The sequence below is a fragment of the Paenibacillus sp. MABNR03 genome, from assembly GCF_050455445.1.
GTDB classification, from domain to species: domain Bacteria; phylum Bacillota; class Bacilli; order Paenibacillales; family Paenibacillaceae; genus Paenibacillus; species Paenibacillus xylanilyticus.
Genome location: NZ_JBCIYR010000006.1, coordinates 1 through 19,635 on the forward strand (window position 1 = coordinate 1; position 19,635 = coordinate 19,635).

General features: G+C 48.0%; 17 protein-coding genes and 2 tRNA genes. 14 read left to right on the top strand and 5 right to left on the bottom strand.

The features are described from left to right. Nucleotides 1–92: 92 nt before the first annotated feature. The 3 genes from AAIH57_RS24225 (at nt 93) to AAIH57_RS24235 (ending at nt 1,041) form a co-directional block, all read left to right on the top strand. Nucleotides 93–166: transfer RNA gene (locus AAIH57_RS24225), tRNA-Pro, on the top strand. A 12-nt stretch (nt 167–178) separates the two neighbouring features. Next, a tRNA-Gly gene (locus tag AAIH57_RS24230) sits at nt 179–249 on the top strand. A 186-nt stretch (nt 250–435) separates the two neighbouring features. Continuing rightward, nucleotides 436–1,041 (top strand): short chain dehydrogenase, encoded by a 606-nt coding sequence (locus AAIH57_RS24235; RefSeq protein ID WP_430023283.1) that lies wholly within the window; start codon nt 436–438, stop codon nt 1,039–1,041. Between the two features lie 57 nt (nt 1,042–1,098). On the opposite strand, the gene AAIH57_RS24240 is transcribed toward AAIH57_RS24235, so the two are convergent. Both AAIH57_RS24240 and AAIH57_RS24245 read right to left on the bottom strand, forming a co-directional pair. Beyond that, entirely contained in the window at nt 1,099–1,956 is an 858-nt protein-coding gene (locus tag AAIH57_RS24240; protein ID WP_430023284.1) for a CYTH domain-containing protein, read from the bottom strand. A gap of 128 nt (nt 1,957–2,084) precedes the next feature. Next, nucleotides 2,085–3,002 carry a LysR substrate-binding domain-containing protein gene (locus tag AAIH57_RS24245; RefSeq protein WP_430023285.1) on the bottom strand — a complete coding sequence of 306 codons (918 nt, stop codon included), beginning with the start codon at nt 3,000–3,002 and terminating at the stop codon, nt 2,085–2,087. A 169-nt stretch (nt 3,003–3,171) separates the two neighbouring features. Here AAIH57_RS24245 and AAIH57_RS24250 point away from each other — a divergent pair, with 169 nt between their 5' ends. From AAIH57_RS24250 to AAIH57_RS24265, 4 genes are all read left to right on the top strand, one after another. After that, a complete protein-coding gene (locus tag AAIH57_RS24250; RefSeq protein ID WP_430023286.1) occupies nt 3,172–4,185 on the top strand; it encodes an ABC transporter ATP-binding protein in 1,014 nt (337 codons plus the stop codon). A gap of 55 nt (nt 4,186–4,240) precedes the next feature. After that, the gene (locus AAIH57_RS24255; protein WP_430023287.1) at nt 4,241–5,311 is read left to right on the top strand and encodes an ABC transporter substrate-binding protein; all 1,071 of its coding nucleotides are present in this window, start codon (nt 4,241–4,243) and stop codon (nt 5,309–5,311) included. Between the two features lie 79 nt (nt 5,312–5,390). Continuing rightward, entirely contained in the window at nt 5,391–7,076 is a 1,686-nt protein-coding gene (locus AAIH57_RS24260; protein WP_175395959.1) for an ABC transporter permease, read from the top strand. After that, nucleotides 7,073–8,584, top strand: coding sequence for an MBL fold metallo-hydrolase (locus AAIH57_RS24265; protein ID WP_430023288.1), 1,512 nt, complete (start codon nt 7,073–7,075; stop codon nt 8,582–8,584). Before AAIH57_RS24260 ends, AAIH57_RS24265 begins: the two co-directional genes overlap by 4 nt. Nucleotides 8,585–8,655: 71 nt before the next feature. Here AAIH57_RS24265 and AAIH57_RS24270 read toward each other — a convergent pair whose 3' ends face one another. The 3 genes from AAIH57_RS24270 to AAIH57_RS24280 all read right to left on the bottom strand — a co-directional run bounded on the left by AAIH57_RS24270 (nt 8,656) and on the right by AAIH57_RS24280 (nt 12,425). Next, nucleotides 8,656–9,219 carry a GerMN domain-containing protein gene (locus AAIH57_RS24270; protein WP_175395932.1) on the bottom strand — a complete coding sequence of 188 codons (564 nt, stop codon included), beginning with the start codon at nt 9,217–9,219 and terminating at the stop codon, nt 8,656–8,658. Between the two features lie 35 nt (nt 9,220–9,254). Beyond that, a complete protein-coding gene (locus tag AAIH57_RS24275) occupies nt 9,255–10,670 on the bottom strand; it encodes an N-acetylmuramoyl-L-alanine amidase (RefSeq protein WP_430023289.1) in 1,416 nt (471 codons plus the stop codon). Between the two features lie 330 nt (nt 10,671–11,000). Continuing rightward, complete coding sequence (locus AAIH57_RS24280; protein WP_430023290.1) at nt 11,001–12,425, bottom strand: serine hydrolase; 1,425 nt, start codon at nt 12,423–12,425, stop codon at nt 11,001–11,003. Between the two features lie 235 nt (nt 12,426–12,660). Here AAIH57_RS24280 and AAIH57_RS24285 point away from each other — a divergent pair, with 235 nt between their 5' ends. The 7 genes from AAIH57_RS24285 to AAIH57_RS24315 all read left to right on the top strand — a co-directional run bounded on the left by AAIH57_RS24285 (nt 12,661) and on the right by AAIH57_RS24315 (nt 19,574). Beyond that, nucleotides 12,661–14,634 (top strand): methyl-accepting chemotaxis protein, encoded by a 1,974-nt coding sequence (locus AAIH57_RS24285; protein WP_430023291.1) that lies wholly within the window; start codon nt 12,661–12,663, stop codon nt 14,632–14,634. 274 nt (nt 14,635–14,908) lie between these two features. Next, nucleotides 14,909–16,111, top strand: a complete 1,203-nt coding sequence (locus AAIH57_RS24290) for a DUF2087 domain-containing protein (protein ID WP_430023292.1) — start codon at nt 14,909–14,911, stop codon at nt 16,109–16,111. 217 nt (nt 16,112–16,328) lie between these two features. After that, nucleotides 16,329–17,060: an AzlC family ABC transporter permease gene (locus tag AAIH57_RS24295; protein ID WP_430023483.1), complete on the top strand. Its 732-nt coding sequence runs from the start codon at nt 16,329–16,331 to the stop codon at nt 17,058–17,060. Further along, the gene (locus AAIH57_RS24300) at nt 17,051–17,380 is read left to right on the top strand and encodes an AzlD domain-containing protein (RefSeq protein ID WP_430023293.1); all 330 of its coding nucleotides are present in this window, start codon (nt 17,051–17,053) and stop codon (nt 17,378–17,380) included. The genes AAIH57_RS24295 and AAIH57_RS24300 overlap by 10 nt, the downstream gene beginning before the upstream one ends. 108 nt (nt 17,381–17,488) lie before the next feature. Further along, the gene (locus AAIH57_RS24305) at nt 17,489–18,295 is read left to right on the top strand and encodes an NAD-dependent epimerase/dehydratase family protein (RefSeq protein ID WP_430023294.1); all 807 of its coding nucleotides are present in this window, start codon (nt 17,489–17,491) and stop codon (nt 18,293–18,295) included. A 105-nt stretch (nt 18,296–18,400) separates the two neighbouring features. Continuing rightward, a complete protein-coding gene (locus AAIH57_RS24310; protein ID WP_430023295.1) occupies nt 18,401–19,057 on the top strand; it encodes an SGNH/GDSL hydrolase family protein in 657 nt (218 codons plus the stop codon). Nucleotides 19,058–19,226: 169 nt separating this feature from the next. Beyond that, nucleotides 19,227–19,574, top strand: coding sequence for a KGG domain-containing protein (locus tag AAIH57_RS24315; protein WP_062322363.1), 348 nt, complete (start codon nt 19,227–19,229; stop codon nt 19,572–19,574). Nucleotides 19,575–19,635 lie beyond the last annotated feature (61 nt).

Below are 19,635 nucleotides of genomic sequence, written 5' to 3' on the forward strand. Positions count from 1 at the left end.
GCCCTTAGCTCAGCTGGATAGAGCGTTTGACTACGAATCAAAAGGCCGGGAGTTCGAATCTCTCAGGGCGCGCCATTATTTTTCACTAATATCGGGATGTAGCTCAGCTTGGTAGAGCACCTGGTTTGGGACCAGGGGGTCGCATGTTCAAATCGTGTCATCCCGATTTTATTCTTATGCGGGTGTAGTTCAATGGTAGAACTTTAGCCTTCCAAGCTAATAGCGTGGGTTCGATTCCCATCACCCGCTTACAGTAAGCCTCTTGCTTTTGTGCAAGAGGTTTTTTTATTTTTTTCAATATCTAATACCTACCCCACTCTTTTTATAAATGCACCGAATTTGTAATTTGATCTCATCGGATGAGTTTGTTTAAATAAGATACAGGTGCATTTCCTTGATGCATTATCAGGATCAGACCTAAGGAGGAGGAGTAGTGTGAAAAGAGCTCTCGTTATTGGAGGAAATGGAACGCTAGGTACAGCGATTGTGGCCAAGTTGAATGAGCTGTCTGTAGAAGTAGTTACTGCAGGGAGGAATTCCGGTGATTATCGGGTGGATATGACCTCAACCGATAGCATTGCGGCTCTTTTTGAAGCTGTTCCAAACATTGATTACGTCATTGTCGCGGCAGGTCAGACGCATTATGCCAAATTGGAAGAGCTGACACCCGAGAATAACATGATTAGTGTACAGGGCAAATTGTTGGGCCAGGTCAATGTCGTATTAATTGGCCAACACTATGTGAACGACAAAGGGAGTTTCACGCTGGTGAGTGGCATTATCAAAGATCATCCTATTGCACAAGGTGCTTCCAGTGCAATGGCCAATGGTGCGATTGATGCGTTCGCCAAAGCGGCAGCCTATGAACTGCCGAGAGGTATTCGCCTGAATTCGGTCAGCCCTAATCTGTTTGAAGAGTCAGCTGAGAAGTATAAGGACTTCTTTATTGGTTTTAACCCCGTACCTGTGGAGCGAGTAGCTAATACATTTATTCAAAGTGCGCTGGGCATCGAAACGGCTCAAACCTTTAAAGTATATTGACTTGTGAAAAAAGCTCCTCTCCTATGCTTAGGGAGAGGAGCTTTGTGTATCAAGCGATTAGTATCGTTCCAGGATGGTTTGTGTTTTCAGGCCATCCGCAGGGATTAGCCAGTTGTTGTTCTCCAATACTTGCAGCAGCTCGGTACGCAGACCGGATACAGCTGCAGTATCATCGGTTTTAAAAGAAACCTCAACAAGATTCTCTATTCCAGTACCATCTGCGTTACGGATTGGCCATACTTCAAGCGTGAGGTCTTGTCCATTCCATGTGCCCTCATAGCGCTGGAACGTGATCGGCCCGTGAGCACGGGATTGCGAGAGTGCTTGCTTACCCCAGTTTGAAGAAGACCAGTTTTTCAGTTTGCCCGGCAGCTTGTCAAGCAGCATGGTCAGTGCGTCCTGCTCGGAAGGAAGCTGTACGCCTGCAGCTTTGGTATCCACTTTTTTGGTGTTGGAGAAGCTCAGTGTTTGTTTGCCATATCCCCAATCGATCTCAGCCTCGTAATTATCGTCAGACGCATCAAATCCTTCTTGATTTGCCAGTGTTAGTGCTGCATTAATATCACCGTTAATTACAGGGTACCGCTTCTTGTAGGTCAGTTCATAATTGTTTTTATCATCCTTTTTCCGAAAACGGACATCCCATCCGGCTTGGTTCAGATTTAGAGAATTGGTGTCAAAGTACTCTGCACTGATGTTTCTTGGTGTGGAATCCAGAGCCAGAGTCTGAACGACTTCATTCCGAAGGGTTCCATCCGAGTTCAATACTAATTCCGGTTTAGCCAGAAACTTCACTTCATAGGCTGGCACGGCATTGGCCGCCGCTGAAACTTGGGGTGCCTGGAACGTCAAACTACTTCCCAATGTGACGATGCTCAGCATGAATGAGGCAGTTACCTTTTTCCACTTTTTCAAAACCAATCACTCCCTAGGCTGGATTAATGTACAGACCCACTTTATCGCCCGAGTATGTGGAAGTGATTAACGTTGGACGAGTATTACGTTAACCCTGCATAGAATTGATGAATGGCAAACGATAGTTTTTATGGGGCCAAGCCGAGAAATGGCGGGAAATCATGTACCCCTTCCTGCAGAACTTCCTTGAACCGGTTCACCTGGACTGAAGGATGACGGTCCTTATTATGTACTGTGTATATATGTCGTGGAGCTTGCTCACCCGGGATGGGAAGAACCTGAACCAAGCCATGCTGCTCTTCCCATTGTACGGCCATGCGTGACATGAATGATATATGACCTCCGAGTAAAACCAGCTGTTTGATCGCCTCGAGTGAATCCATCTCCACCGTACTGCGAAGCCGCACCGCATGCTGTTCCAGCCATTGGTTGGTCAAACGGCGTGTGCTTGATTCGTTCCCATGCAAGGCAAAAGGCACCTGAGAAATATGCTCGGGCTCCAACACTTCTCTCTGGGTCAAGGCATGCTGCGGAGCGCAAATCAATACCAGATCATCTGCACACAGCGGCTCTGCTTGGAGGACAGGACCAACAAAAGGTTCGGAAGAGATTACCCCCAGATCAATCTGATGCCGTATTAACATCTCACGGATGACAGGGGACGGTTTGACTGACAACACAATTCGAATGCCAGGAAACTCCTGCGAAAATGTATTCAGCATTGATGGCAGCAAATAGGTTGCAGGTACATAGCTCGCCCCAATGTGAAGCGTACCCCGGTAAAGGCTGTCGTATTCCTTGACCACCCGGCGGGCTTCTTGGGTCAGGGCATTAATTTTCACAGAATAATGAAGAAGGGCCTGTCCAGCCTCAGACAGAAATGTCTTCCCGCTGCGCGATTCGAATAGTCGTACCCCCATCTCTTCCTCCAGTGATTTCATATGAAACGTAACCGTGGGCTGCTTGATGCCCAGAATCTCGGCCACGCTGGTCATATGGTGATGCTTATCAATCAGTTCTACAATTTGCAGTTTGATCAGATTCAATGAATTTAACACTCCTCTCGCGTCATTTTGCTCATCTTATATAGATTTAATCTATGAACATCAACAGAATTCATCTAAAAAGTTAATTTCATTTTTACATTCATAACATACAACTTGCGAGAGCGGACGTTAGACTGAGGAAAGTACAAGAAGACAGGCAGGGATGCTTATGAAAATGGAGATTTCAGGGGTTCAAAAATCATTCAATCGTACGCCTGCACTATTGCCTACAGATTTGACGCTGCAGCATGGTCAGTTTACGACACTGCTCGGTCCATCGGGCTGCGGAAAAACAACACTGCTGCGCATGCTCGCTGGACTGGAACAGCCGGATGCGGGAGAGATTATTGCAGGTGATCAGTGTCTCTTTTCAGCAGCCAAACGGATCGATGTACCGACCCATAAGCGTAATCTGGGCATGGTGTTTCAGGATTTTGCATTATGGCCGCATATGACGGTTTTCGAAAATGTGGCATTCGGCTTAAAGGCAGGAAAGCAAAAGACGGATCTACGGCAGAAAGTGACCGAAGCGCTCGGCATGGTTCGCCTGCAAGGCATGGAAGATCGTTATCCTCATCAGCTGTCCGGTGGACAGCAGCAGCGGGTTGCTTTTGCCAGAGCGGTAGCAGTGAGACCCGGAGTGATTTTGTTTGATGAACCGCTTAGTGCACTCGATGCTGTTCTGCGGGAAGAAATGCGGATTGAGATGATGTCTCTGGTTCGGGATATGGGGCTAACCGCATTGTACGTAACACATGATCAAGTCGAGGCAATGTCGATGTCAGATGAGATTGTAGTCATGGAAAAGGGACGGATATTGCAAAAAGGTACCCCGGAAACGATCTACGCATCGCCAAGTGATCCATTTGTTGCTTCGTTTATCGGAAAGTCCAACTGGCTGACACCGAATCAGTCCATGGTACGGCCGGAACATGTGACCTGGAACAGGACAAGTCACGATGATCTGCGTTATCAGGCAACGGTACTGAGTGTCAGTTATGTAGGAGAGCGTTATGAGATTCGGGTTCAAATGGAAGGGCTGGGCGTGTGGACCGCCTATCTGGACAGTAGGGTTCGCGTAGGGGAGCAGGTTCAGCTGTATATATCGCCGGAGCGCATCTGCCGGATGGCTGGGCATGAAGCCACCGATGTGAAGCGGGAAGTTATAGCAGCGGCGTACTAGGAAACGTGAAGTGGGAAATAGGAAATATATATAAAACCAAGGGAGATGGAATGAGATGTTGGGAATCAAAACACGGAAAAAAAGTGCAATGCTGCTGTTAACAGCGGTAATGAGTATCGGCTTGTTCGGATGCAGCACGAATTCAACGGGCGGAAACGCAGGACAATCAGCTGGGGAAGGTAGTGCGGCAGCAGCAGCGCAAACAACAGAAACAGCAGGTGGCAAACTGGTGTTGTATAGTGCGGGGCCGCAAAAGCTGGCGGATAATATCGTGAGCGGGTTCACGGCCAAAACAGGTATTGAAGTAGAGATGTTCCAGGGAACAACAGGTAAGATTCTTGCCCGTATGGAAGCAGAAAAATCCAACCCTGTGGCCGATGTCGTCATTCTGGCTTCTCTGCCTTCAGCACAAGCACTAAAAGCCGACGGTTTAACGTTACCTTATCCTGAAGCAGCAAATGCCGACAAGTTGAACAAGGACTGGTCGGATGCGGAAGGTAACTATTTCAGCTCCAGTGCTTCGGCGCTTGGGATCGTATACAATACCAAACTGGTGTCTACACCACCGACAAGCTGGGCTGAGCTCGCTACACCAGCTTGGAAAGATGCCGTGAATATTCCTGATCCAACATTGTCCGGTTCTGCGCTGGACTTCATTACAGGATACCTGAGTGTGAATGGGGACCAAGGCTGGGATTTGCTGAACAGCTACAAAGCGAACGGCGTTGCCATGGCGGGAGCCAACCAGGAAGCCCTTGATCCGGTGATTACGGGTGCCAAAAGCATTGTTGCCGCTGGCGTCGACTATATGGCATATTCCTCCAAAGATAAAGGTGAACCACTGGATATCGTATATCCCAAGGAAGGGACTGTAATCAGTCCGAGACCGGCAGCGATCCTGAAGTCGAGTCCAAATGTGGAGAATGCCAAGGCGTTTATCGACTACCTGCTGTCCGATGAGGCGCAGAAGCTGGTTGCAGATGCGTACCTGATTCCTGGCCGGGAAGACATTGAAGCGACCAACCGGGCCAATCTGAAGGATATCCCGCAGCTGAAAGTGGATTGGAACTGGATGAGTGAACATGGTGATGAGACAGCGGCTCGTTTCTCCGAGATTTTCAAATAAGATCGCTGAAATCAATACTGAGGAACATTCGACAACACGTGTAACGAGTGTCTTGGTGAAGTCATGTGAGGTGAAAGCAGTGAAACCTGTTGTATTGGACAACAACCGTATTTTTCGGAGAGTGGGCGTGATTCTGGCCCTCTTTCTGCTGACTATAAGTATTGGCGTGCCGCTGCTGCTGATTTTCTGGCAAAGCATTTATCCGGATGGACAATGGGACTGGATGGCTCCGATTCGGACGATTACGGGTCATCATTTATCCGGCGTGCTGCTCAATTCCGTCTGGCTGGGCATCTGTGTTGTTGCTGGGACCACACTGCTGGCACTGCCGCTTGCCTGGATGATGGCCAAGACTCGTATGGGGCAGCATCGCTGGGTGGATGTAATCCTGATGATTCCCTTTATGACCCCGCCGTATATCGGCTCCATGGGCTGGATTTTGTTTATGCAAAAAGGGGGATACCTGCAGCAGTGGGTACCATCAGCTGAGAAGTGGAGCGAGCTATTCTTCAGTTTCTGGGGCATGGTGCTGATTATGAGCCTGCATCTGTTCCCATTTCTGTACTTGCTGTTACGGGATGCGCTGATTCGTATCGGCGGCAATCTGGAAGAAGCGGGATCCGTGCACGGGGCACGTGCGGGTTACCGGTTCAGACGCATCATTTTACCTCTGTTGTTATCTTCCTATGGGATGGGGATCATGCTTGTTTTTGTCAAAACGATTGCAGAATTCGGAACCCCGGCAACCTTCGGACGCCGCATCGGATACTATGTCATGACTTCAGAGATTCACAAATATATCTCCAGTTGGCCCATTGATTTTGGTAAGGCGACTTCACTGGCATCGGTACTGTTATCCGTGTGTCTGGTGATGTGGTACATGCAGTCATCCATGAGTCGAAGATTCACGTATCGTCTGGTGGGAGGCAAAGGGCAGCGTTCGAAACGATATTCCCTACGTGGGGGAGCCGGCTGGCTGTGCGGTCTGTATCTTGCCGTACTGCTAATCCTGTCTGTGGGTATCCCGTACTTCTCCATCATTGCTGCTTCGACAATGAAGCTGCGCGGGGCCGGGTTGTCCCTGGACAACGTAACGTTGGATCACTATCGGGATCTGCTGTCATGGGGTTCGGTCAGCATGAAAGCCATCGGCAATAGTCTGGGATTGTCACTGGCCGCTTCCACAGTTGCGGTTGTGATCGGTACAGGATTTGCGCTGGCGATCGGCAAATCCTCTTCATTCATGCAGCGTGTCATTGATCTGTTCAGTTTGCTGCCGAATACGGTACCGGGCATTGTCATGGTCGTGGGTCTAATCCTGTTCTGGAATTCTCCATGGATGCCATTTACCCTGTACAACACATACGGGATGGTTGTTCTGACGTATGTCGTACTGTTTCTGCCTTATACGGTGCAGTACGTAAAATCAAGCTTCACTCAGATTGACGGAACCTTGTTTCAGGCGGGCCAGGTATTTGGCGGGAACCCACTGTATATTCTGCGTCGCATTCTTGTACCCCTGATTATTCCCGGCATGCTGGCGGGTTGGATGATGACTTTCACCATCGCCACACGGGAGCTGGTAGGGTCGCTGTTGATTCTCCCGCCGTCGATGCAGACGTCCGCTACCTATATTTTTGCCCAGTTTGAACAAGGGCAGGTTTCACTGGGCATGGCCATGGCGGTGGTGACTGTTGGCATGACCGTACTGATGCTGCTCGGCATTGAGCTACTGAATTCGAAGAGAAAGTGGAATGCATCATGATCAAACTGAACGTATGGGGCGGGGCAGGCGAACATGGCCGCTCCGCCTATCTCCTGAGCGGAGACAGGTTTCACATTTTAATGGATTGCGGCGTGAAAAAAGAAGGCGCAGGCGAGTACCCACTCATCGAACCGGATATCGTTTCAAACCTGGATGCCGTACTGTTGTCTCACGCTCATGAGGATCATTCCGTTGCCATTCCATTGTTGTATAAGATGGGTTACCAGGGTGAAGTATGGACAACACGTGAGACAAGGGAGCAGCTGGATACCTATTTCCGGGCGTGGCGCAGCAACATGGAGCGCGCAGGGCATGGTCTGCCCTACGAGGAAATAGATGTGCAGTCAATACGCTACCGATATCTGGAAGATGAGGCCAAGGCTGGAATCTGGTTTAAGATGATTCCTGGTCTGCACGTGTTATGGGGGCGCAGTGGCCACCTCGCAGGATCTGTATGGTTTGCACTTGAGTTGGAGGGCAGACGGATCTTCTATTCCGGGGACTATACGTCTGAGTCCATGCTTCTGCAGGAAGATTGTGCTGCAGAGGCACTGAAATTGGCAAGCGTGTTTCGAAGCAGAGAGCGAACAGGCAGCCGTGTCAATAACCTGCTATTGTCTCAAGGCATGGCTGTCAGTGATGGCATTCAATTAGCCGGAGAGCCGCTGGCAGAAATAGCAATGTCAACGGGGATCTCTGGGTTGTCCGAGATTTCCTTGACTCCTTCGTTAACAAAAGGGCGCTTGAATCGACCGATGGATCTGGCGATTGTGGATGCTGCATACGGAACGGACCGCGATACACAGACAGACAAATTGGCACAGCTGGGCCAGACCATTCGCGAGACGATTGCTCGTGGTGGCAAAGTCTTACTGCCCATGCCTTCGGTAGGCCGTGGTCAGGAGATTATACTGTGGGCGCAAGAGCAGTTTCCGGAAGTTCCGATGATTGTGGAGCAGGGGCTGGTGGATGGCATGAAGCAACTGTTGCGTGTTCCATACTGGCTCAGAGAAAAGGAAGATCGTCTCAAGAGTCCATTACCATTAATGGATGTCATTGAACGTTTTCTGGGCGATAAATCTTGGCAGCTGCCCCAGAGCCGGGAGGATCGGGAGCGACTGCTGAATCAATATGCTGCTTCGCTATGGTTCATTCCGGATGGCATGATGCAGTCTTCACTTGCCCGTTGGTACTATAATCAACTGGCAGACAGAGAGGAGAATCTGATCCTGCTCACCGGACATGCGGCTTTTGGTACTTTTGCACAGAAGCTAATACAGAATCCCGTTGAGTATGGACTTTGTGGAGTGCAGAAAATTCGTTATAAAGTTCATCAGGGCTGGCTGGATGTCGAGAGAATGCTGCAGCGTTTGCCTGCCCGGCATACTGTGCTTGTGCATGCGGACAAGGCCGAGACGGATAGACTAAGAGAGGAATTATCCAAGCAGCACCCAAGTTCCGGGAGAGCGATCCATTCCCTCTCTCCCGGAGATGAGCTCTATGTGTAAGCTATTGTAGTATCGTATCGTATCAGTTGAGGACGTCTCTGGGGACGTCCTTTTCATTTGTTTATTATGAACTATGATTCCCGTTGAATGGGATGCTCCAGTTCCGAATGCCCCATTAAGCTATCTACGGCTTCACCATCCACCAGCACATCCAGACGTTTGACTTCATCAAATTGAAACATCGTTGTAGTCAAAGCTTCCAACGCCAGCAATTCTCCACTGGTGCCCAGCTTGGCTTCATCCGGGATATGAACATCCAATGTCACTGTGTCCTCAGCAAATTCGATAGACAGCAATTCAACCTTTTCCCATAGAGAGACGAGCTGTGCATCATCGTTATTTTGCAGGGCTTCGAATGTTTTTTTGTATTTGTCGGCGTCGACGTTATCTGCGAATGCCAGCTCAACTTCTCTTTTTTTCAGTTCCAACACCTGTGTATCGGCAAAGAATACTTCAACGGTTTGCTTCTGCTCCTTGTTCGGTTCAACCTGAGTCCCACTATTATTGGGAGGCTGTACGCTTCCGGATTGTTTGGGCTCATTCGTCCCGGATTCACTCACTGGCTTCTGCGCGCACCCCACTGCAATCATCAGAATGAACGAGAAAAGTAGTACGTATCCCATCTTTCGTTTCAATAGATCACATCCTTCGATTGGTATAACGTTATATTTTATATCCCTAGATATTCCTTGATTCCATCCACTATCGCTTGTGCAGCCTTCGTCTGAACTTCCTCGGATGACATGGCTTTCTCTTCGGCAGCATTGCTCAGGAAACCAATTTCCAGGAGCACGGCTGACATGGTCGTTTCCCGAATCACCTGCAAGCTGCCATTCTTGACGCCTCTATCTTTGAATCCCAAAGCTTTCACCAAGCGTTGATGAATAATATTGGCCAGGTCCTTGCTGCCGGTTCGCTGATAATAATATGTTTCTGTACCTGATGCCTGAGGTGAAGACGTTACACTGTTGCCGTGTATGGAGACAAACACATCCGCATTTAACTGATTCGCCAGTTGAACGCGCTCGGAACGTGTAGGGTAGATATCAGTGTCACGTGTCATGACCAGTTCAATATCCGGCTCGTTGAGCAGGAGAGCTTGTACTTTTAGCGCTATTGCCAGAACGTAGTCCTTCTCTGGTTTGCCCGTGATACTGATTGTCCCTGGGTCACTGCCCCCGTGACCTGGATCAATGACGACGACTTTACGTCCTGTATCGAGGGCGGGAATCACTGGCACGGGTGTGACGTTGTCTCCCGAAACGTTCAGATCGATAAGCAGCTTGTCGGCAATTACGTTTTGTTCGAACTGTACTTCTTTCACATTGTTCAACTCAACAACAATCCGGACTTGTCCGGGATCCCGTTTAAAAAGGGAATATCTTACTTCTGTTACATTGGGATATCCATTTACGTCCAGTTTGCCATTCAACCCTTGATCAAGCGGTTGCGTCATATCACCAAAGACCGTACCAGGCAAATCCACAACCAGTCGATCCGGGTTCTTCAAGGTGGTTATCACGGGCAGCACTTTTTTTCCATCCATGGACACAACCAACTGATTATCGGCAAAAATGATGTCGGTCACATGGGTTAACGAGATGGTATCGCTATCTCCTGAATCATTGCCTGGCTCTCCATCGGGCCCTTTACTGTTATCGGTTAAGTATACGATCTTCTCTTGGTTGTTCCACTTTACGCTAAGTCCCATCTGTTCACTGACAAACCGAATGGGCACCACCAGCGTTTTGTTTAAAATTTGCGGAGCTGTATTCAGGGTAACCTGTTTATCAGCAACTGTGGCTTGCTTCTGATCAACGTTTAGAGAAATCACTTTGTCGTTTTGCTGAATTTTCACCTGACGGGCTTGTTGATTCCAATCGACATTGAACTCCAGATTTTCTGCAACAACTCGGATTGGAATCATGACGTTCTTATTTACGATGGTCACCTGAACATCATGCGAGAGAGATAATTCCTCTCCATTCAAGAAGATTTTAGACGTATTGGCAGCGGCATTTCCCTGAGTAGAAAACAAGAAAAGAAAAAACAGGCTTAAAAACATGAGAAAAATGGGTTTCTTCATTATACACCTCTACAATATTAGAGCTTGTAACTCACCGACATCAATTTAAAGACAACGAATCCGTGAGTGACAATTTCTCTCCCAAAATTTAACTACATTATATAAACAGCAGAATTGTAAAAATGTTTCTTTTATTGCTTTATTTAATTTATTTATTTATGAATAGGGATGCCCAAGGCCGGAAAGCTTCCGGTGAATCTGATTTGAATTGCAGATCCTGTTTTCTAAAAAGGACTTGAACCAAATTGGCTCATCCCTGCAAATGGCAGTATACTAACTCAAAGAGACGACCCTTCATCAGGGTCGTCTCTTGAGCTGCGTATAAGTTGATTATTGCAATTGCAATGCTTGGGCAGTGCGTGCCTCCACTTCATCCATGAGGGAGGTCATGTCCATTCCGGCGTGGTTGCCAAGAAGAATGATAGTAACATCATCTGAAAGATTACGAGAGAAGGCTGTGGCGAAGCCGCCACCACTGCCATTGTGGAAGACGGTACGATTATCGCCGTTTTCCTTGAGAATCCAGGCGTAGCCATAATTTTTGTCCGAGTATGGCTTGTACATCTGTTCAATCGTTTCCTGGCTCAGGATCTGATCCGTGTAAAGTGCCCGGTCCCATTTCAGCATATCGTCCACGGTCGAATAGATCGTCCCTGATCCCGATTGTGAAACATAATAAGGAGCAGGTACCCATTGATTATCTTCCGCAACGAAACCACTGATTGTCTTGACCTGCCGGGATGCCTCTCCGGAGTTTTTCATGCCGAGCGGCTGCAAGATCGTCTGCTTAACGTAGTCGGCATAACTCATGCCGGATACCTGTTCAATGACATAAGCCAGGAGCACGTAACCGCTGTTGCTGTAGAGATAGGCGGTGCCTGGTTCAAACTTCAGTGTTTTATGCCGGATTTCTTCTACCGTTTCTTCCAGCGAGGTTCCTTCACCCCGGCCAAATGCGGATGGAAGCCCGGAGGTTTGGGATAACAGCATATGCAGAGTCATCTCATCGCCCTTTGGGATACCAGAGATATATTTGGAGATTGGATCCTGTACATTCAGCTTGCCTTCTTCCGCGAGGCTGAGAATGGAAGCTGCCGTGAAAGACTTGCTCAGTGAAGCAATTCTCGTCTTCTGATCCGGACGGTTCAGCGTCTTTTCATCAGCCAGGCCATATCCCTGGCGAAGCAGTACTTCGCCATCGCGAGCAATGAGGGCCATGCCGGGGAATTGGATTTCACGCAAATAAGCGTCCACGCTGGTGACTTCGCTGTCCAGCAAACTGACCTTATCCGTTTGGATGTTCACACTCAGCTGACCTGAAGCGGTGCGTCCGACCTTAATATCTGCCTTCAAGGCATTTGCAATAGGACGAACAGGCACCATGAGAGTACCCCTAACCGTACGGGAGTTCACTCCTGCATCCAGACGGACATGGTTGACTTTGATCGAGTCGCTGCCAGCCTGGTGAACCAAAGTATCCCTTCCAACGGTGATGGTAGCCGTTTTGGTACGGTTATTCCATTTCAAGGAACCTTTCACCGATTGGACGACATCCCTTAAAGGTACGTACGTTGTTCCTTTATAGATCTGAGGTATATTCTTCCAAGATTGTGGTTCACCATTAACTTCAATAAGAACTGCTTGAGTATTCTGGGCAGCCGATATGGATGTGCTGAATTGTCCCAGCACCGGGCCTGCAACGAGAATGAACGCGAGCAGAATACGAAATAGGGATAAGTATGCCGACTGATGCACATGAAGCGATTTACGTGTGATGTGGATCCTCTCCTTCCAGACTTTTCATAGATAACCAGCTTACGCAATATTGTAAACGATCTCGTAGAGGGGGTCAAAACGGATGGAGAGCCAGCAAACTTAAGAGCCTAACAGAAATAATGGAATTTCGACGATATTTAGTATTCATACATAATGTTTTCATGATGTTCGTCCGATAAAAAGAAAGGTGAAGATGATGATGGGGGATAGTTAAATGAAGAAAAGGTTTCAACAATGGTTTGTGCCAACCGTAAAAAAACGTCTGATCGCTGCACTGCTCCTGTTTTTGATCGTGCCAAGCATCACCGTTGGTTGGTTATCTTATGATAAAGCCGCAGAGCGGGTCAGGGAAGAACTCCTGCATTCTGCACAGGCCAAAACAGAGATGCTCAGTTTACAGATTGATCAGATGCTCAACATGGAGAAGGATAACGCCGCACAGCTCGCTGCGGGTTTTACTTCTGAGGATGTTATTAATAAATCACCAGCACTGCAAAAACAAATGGATCATATGTCCCAAACCCATAAAGAACTGGGCGTACTGACGATTGGTGCCGAGGATGGAAGCTGGATGAAGTCTCCTGATCCTGGACAACAGATCTATGATCCACGGGAACGCAGCTGGTATACGATGGGTATGGCAGCGAGTGAGCCTATCATTTCGGACACATTCCAGTCGGCAACAACAGGAGAGTGGGTTGTGACTGCTTCTGCCAAGCTGGCTGACGGTAAAGGTGTATTTGGAGCCAACGTAAGTCTTAACCACTTGAAAGAAAACGTAGATCAGATTCATATTGGTGAAAAAGGAAAGCTGTATATGCTGGACAATGGCGGGAAATTCCTGTTCCATTACAATATCGAATCGGGTGTGCAGTCAGACCAAGATTATATTAATCAAATGTATACTAGCGACAAGGGAACCGTGAAGTATACGTATGAAGGACAAGAAGTGGAAGCTGTATATTTCACCAACCCGGCGACGGGATGGAAAATTGTCGGTGAAATGCTTCCTTCTGAAGCAGATGAAGCGGTTAGACCGATTATGATTCGAACCTACACACTTGTGGGAAGTTCATTGGTCATTGGAATGATCCTGCTCATATTCATCATCCGAGGAATTATTCGTCCGCTGCAGCAGCTGACCCAGGCCGCATCCAAGGTAAGCGCCGGGGACCTTACGGTTCACGTAGGGCTGAAACGGCGGGATGAGTTTGGACAGCTGGGAGACAGTTTCGATACCATGACGACTTCACTGCGCAATGTTCTTGGAGAAGTGCACGATACATCAAGCCAGCTCGCAGCATCTTCCGAGGAATTGATGGCCAGTTCGGAACAGACGTCCAAAGCAACGGAACAGGTCGCTGAACTGATGCAGAATGCAGCAGAAGGAACAACCAAACAAAACGACAGTCTTGCGGCAACAGGGCAGCTTGTCGGAGAGATGTCCATTGGAGTCAAAGAGATCTCCTCAAGTGCAGAGGAAGCAGCCCGCATTGCAGGGGAGGCATCGGTCAAGTCTGAAGCCGGGATGGTTACTGTGGAGGAGGCAGTCGCTCATATTCAGCAGGTCAATGAAGAGAGTGAAGCTATGGCAGCAGTTATTGAGGATCTCCGGGCGAAAAATGAAGAGATTGTTCAGATCGTTGCCGAAATTACCACGATAGCCAAACAAACCAATATCCTTGCATTGAATGCAACCATTGAAGCAGCACGAGCAGGAGAGCAAGGGCGCGGATTTGCCGTTGTAGCTAATGAGGTCAAAGCTTTGGCACAAAATTCGGGCAGCTCTGCTGAGCGCATTAATGAATTAATGCTTGAAATGCAGGAGAGAACGTACGCGGTACAGTCTACCTTTGCACGCACAGGGGAAGGCATGATCAAAGGTTCAGAGCTTATTACGGAAGCAGGGGATGCATTCCGCACGATTCGTGATGCTGTGCAGCTTGTTGCTGCACAAGCCGGAGAAGTGTCCGCAGCCTCTCGTCAGATCGATGGTGGAATGAACCACGTCACCAAAGCAGTGAATGATACCATCGTATTATCCGATCAGATTGCTTCCGGGACGGAAGATGGTTCTGCCGCTGCACAGGAGCAGCTTGCCACGATGGAAGAAGTTGCAGCTTCATCTGCCGCTTTGTCCCGAATGGCTGAAGATCTGCAGAGCATGATCGAACGCTTCAAATTATAATCGGATGCTCAGCTTTACCGAAGCTGGCGACAATTTAGACTACAGGACTTAAAATCCTGTAGTCTTTTTCTTTTTTGTCTGTAGAGGATATGTCATGACGTAAGAAACCAACTTAAGGTTATCACTGCCTAGGCAGGGGCCTTTTTTCAGTGAACCAGTTTATATGAATTGACATAAAACAAACAAAAGTATATTATATCTATAAATAAACAAACAAATTAAATAATTCTGTGTTTGATTATAAGCATGTAAAAGAAGTAAAGGAGATCGTTCAATGAAATCATCGGAACCATTGTTGCAGACGGCCACGCTCGAAGAGATCAAGCGGGGATATCTCACAGAAGGGCCAACATTCACATGTATCTGCTGCGGCCATAAAACGGAAGCGGGCATCATCTATCCCGAGGAAGGCGTCCTCTATGAAGCAGAGCGTTATATGCGTGTTCATATCGAGAAGGCTCATGGGTCGGTATTTGAATATCTGTTGGAGCTGGATAAAAGTGTGACGGGCCTGTCCGATGTGCAGCGGGGGCTGCTTGGCCAGTTTTATGAGGGGAAGAAGGATACCGAAGTGCAGAAGGCTCTCGGGATCGGAAGTGCCTCTACCATTCGAAATCATCGGTTTGTGCTGAAGGAGAAAGAGCGGCAGGCGAAAATCTTCCTGGCATTGATGGAACTGCTCAAAAGCAAGGATGACTACGCGCCTGCCGAACTGGTCTTGCCTGTCACAAGACAGGTGCATACGATCAACGCCAAACAATTTGATATTTCGGAACAGGACCGGGAAAAAGTGCTTGGCAAGTATTTCCCTGAAGGGACAGATGGTCCCCTGTCGAGTTTTCACATGCAGCAAAAGCATAAATTCATTGTTCTTACTGAAATTGCCAAACGGTTTGAGCCGGACCATCAGTATACCGAGAAACAGGTTAATGAGCTGTTAAAACAAGTTTATGACGATTACGTGGAGCTAAGAAGGTATTTGATTGACTACGGATTCATGAATCGTAAAGAGGATGGAAGTCAGTACTGGCTGAACCTCTCAGCTGAGATTGAACAGAAGAAGAGTGACAAGAAATCAGAAACGGGAAGCAGGAAAGGAGAGAACGAAGAAATGAATCGGCGCAAGGAACTTCAGGAACAGGCCAAAGAGGTCAAGACCGAAGCGGGAGTTTACCAAATCCGCAATGAACGCAACGGTAAAGTCTTTTTGGACAGCACATTGAATCTCAAGACGATTAATGGTCAGAAATTCATGCTGCAAATGGGCAGTCATCTGAATAAACAGCTGCAGGCAGAGTGGAATGAATATGGGGATGATGCATTCACCATTGAAGTGCTGGAAGTATTGAAAAAAGAGGATAATCCCTATTTCGATACGAAGGATGCCTTGGCCAAATGTCTAAATCGCTGGATGGATCAGCTTGAGCCATACGGTGAACAAGGATATCACGGAGATAAAAAAGACTCTGGTGAGTAATCATCAACAAGAGATGTCTCCAGCTATTTGAAGTCCATTACTTTAAAAGGTAATGGGCTTTTTGTATGCCCATATAGATCCCATCTGTTCTGTGAAAAAGAAATCTGTCTCTCCCTCAATATCTCATCTTGTGGTATATTTCTGAATTAATATAAAGGACACGAACAAACATCACCCAAAGGGAAGAGAAGGAGTTGCAGCAGAATTGAATAAAACAATGCCCTTGGCATCGGAACCACAAGACATCATGGAAACTTCGGACAATGCCACCTTTATGCAGGGAGTAAAAGATTGTATTCCAACGCTACTGGGGTATCTAAGCATCGGTTTTGCAGCGGGTGTAATCGAAATGACCGCAGGTCTCAGTCTGGCAGAAACAGCCCTGCTGAGTCTGATTCTATATGCAGGTTCGGCCCAGTTTATTGCCGCAGGCATGCTGGCATCGAATGGATCGGCAGCAGCCATCATATTCACCATATTCTTTGTCAATTTGCGTCACTTGTTACTCAGTGCGGCGGTCTCCCCGTATTTCAGGCATCTGACTCCACTCAAAAACATGTGGATTGGTTCCCTGCTCACCGATGAATCGTTCGGAGTAGCCATGACACGTGCAGTTGGCCGCCAATCGTTGAGTGAACGGTGGATGCATGGATTGAATATTACAGCATATCTGAATTGGTTCGCGGCCAACATGGCAGGTGCTTATTTTGGGCGCTGGATTACGAATCCGGAGCAGTATGGGCTGGACTTTGCCCTGCCCGCCATGTTTATCGGCCTGATCGTACTGCAGTTAATTCATCGAAAAAACAGAAAGCTGCACATCTATGTAGCGGTAATCTCGGTAGTATGCGTTGTATTCGCGAGCATGGCCTCCTTGGGCAGCATGAGCGTAATAGTGGCTGCAGTCGTCGCAGCAACGATGGGAGTTGTGATGGAAAGATGGAAGTAAGATGGGATGTATTTTGGATCATTATCGGGTCTGCATTGTTGACCTTTATTCCCCGGGTGCTGCCGCTGATGCTGTTCAGCAAAATACAGATTCCGGTATGGCTGCTCCGCTGGCTGGAATATGTACCGGTAGCCGTAATGGCAGCCCTGATTGGTCAGGAGCTCTTTATGTCTGGCAGCCAACTGGTGCCGCTCACACAAAATGCTGCGCTATGGGCGGCCCTGCCTACCTTCGTCGTGGCGATCTGGACCCGAAGCCTTCTAGGTACCGTTCTTGTTGGAATTGTAGCGATGATGATTCTGCGATACTGGATGGGATAGAGGACTTCATGTGTACAGGTAATTCCTTCAGGCTAACGGTTAATAATGTTCTATAGACATATATTGGGTTGAACTTAATATCCGTCACCAATGAAGGGAGCGAGATGAATGGAGCATACGAGGAAAAAGTTGTTGATCACTGGAGCTGCGGGCGTCATCGGTCGCAGTCTCCTGGAAGGTCTGAGGGGCATGGATAAGTATGATATTGTTGCGGCAGACCTGAATGATGATCCTGGGGCAGGCATAGTAGCAATGGATGTCACGGATGCGGACCGTCTGAAAGAACTAATGCAGGGAGTGCATACGGTGCTGCATATTGCGTGGGCGAAGGATGAAGAGGACTTCTTGGGAAAAGTTCTGCCTATCAATGTAACCGGAGCTTATCATGTATATGAAGCAGCCCGAATGAATGGTGTTCAGCGCGTAATTTTTGCAAGCTCAAACCATGCTACCGGTTTTTATCGAACAGGAGAAGATATTGAAGTGGATGATCCGTATCGTCCGGACAGCTTCTATGGCCTCAGCAAATGTTATATTGAACTGCTCGGCCGATATTATGTGGACAAATATGACCTTTCTTCATTCAACATTCGAATTGGCAACTTCTCGGGGGATGATCACCCGCATTCCGAGCGTTCGGCACATATCTGGATTTCGCCCAGGGACATGGTGCAGCTCGCCGCGTGCTGTATTGAGGCCAATCCGGAAATGAGATATCTCAATCTGTATGGAACTTCCGCAAATACCGACAATTATTATGATATAGGTTACCTGGAGGAGAAGATTGGATACCGTCCAGAAGATGATGCGGCGGAGCTATGGGAAGAGGCGAAGCGCAGAGGCGCACCGGATAAGCAGGATGAAACCAAGTATCAGGGCGGAGGATATGTGGCCAAAGACCAGAAAGGCGTTTAGTTGAAGATTTGAAAACGCTATTTTCTATTGTTCCTGAAAGGGATAAAATGGAGACTGTAGGATTAAGGTTTCCATTTTACATAAGAGGAAGGAACGGTTTGAATCATGAGTACAAGTCCATCCGTAATATTGTTTCAGGGAGACTCCATTACAGACGGGGGAAGATCGCGGAATGATGATCCGAATCATTTTCTGGGGCACGGCTATGCTTATCTGATCTCAAGCAGATTGGGTGCGGAGCTGGCTGGGAAGCAGCCACGCTTCTACAACAGGGGGGTCAGTGGGGATCGGGCATCCGATCTGTATGCACGCTGGAATGAGGATACGTTCAGCCTGAAGCCGGACCTGATCAGCATTCTGATCGGTGTTAATGATGCCTGGCGTACAATGAATGGTGAGCCCAGTGGGGTTACAGACCGTCTTGGACGGGCATACCGACACTTGCTGGAGGAAACGAAGGAAGTGCTGCCTGGTACGGGTCTTGTGTTGATGGAGCCCTTTATTTTGAAAACCGGAGCTACGGTGGAGAGATGGGATATGTGGCAGGAGCGTATCGGTCACTATCAACGTCTTGTTCGCGAGCTTGCCACTGAATTTAGTGCTGTGCTGGTTCCGTTACAGGATGTATTCAATCAGGCCACTGAAAAGGCTGACGCATCCTATTGGTTATGGGATGGCGTACATCCAACGGCAGCCGGTCACGAGCTAATCGCCCGTCAATGGTTGTCTGTCGTACAGAATAGTCCACTTAAAATTCAATAAAATAGAAGCAGAGGGTCTGTTGCAGATCTTCTGCTTTTTTTACATCAGATATCGTGAAAAAATATAGAAAAATGACATATTTAGAAATCTTATGTTTTAATCCCAAATGAGAGGGTAATTAAAAAGCGTAGCATACTATACTCAATACCCGATAAGGAGTGAATTCAAAATGGCACAAAATAACCAAAACGGAAAAATGAGCCGTGAAGAAGCAGGACGTAAGGGTGGAGAAGCAACCTCCAAGAATCATGATCAGGAGTTCTACCAAGAGATTGGCAGCAAGGGCGGAGAGGCAACCGCGAAGAACCATGACAAAGATTTTTATCAGGAGATCGGCAGCAAAGGTGGGGAAGCAACTTCGAAATCCCACGACCGTGAGTTCTATCAAGAGATTGGACGGGAGGGCGGAAGCGCCCGGGGCAATAATGATGGAAACGATGATCAAGATGGCAAAATGAGCCGCGAAGAGGCAGGGCGCAAGGGCGGACAAGCCCGGTCCCGTAATCGGAATAATTAATCAATTGAATAGAAACATCATATAATCCAAGCAAACAAGGCCAGATCTCACCTGTGGAAAA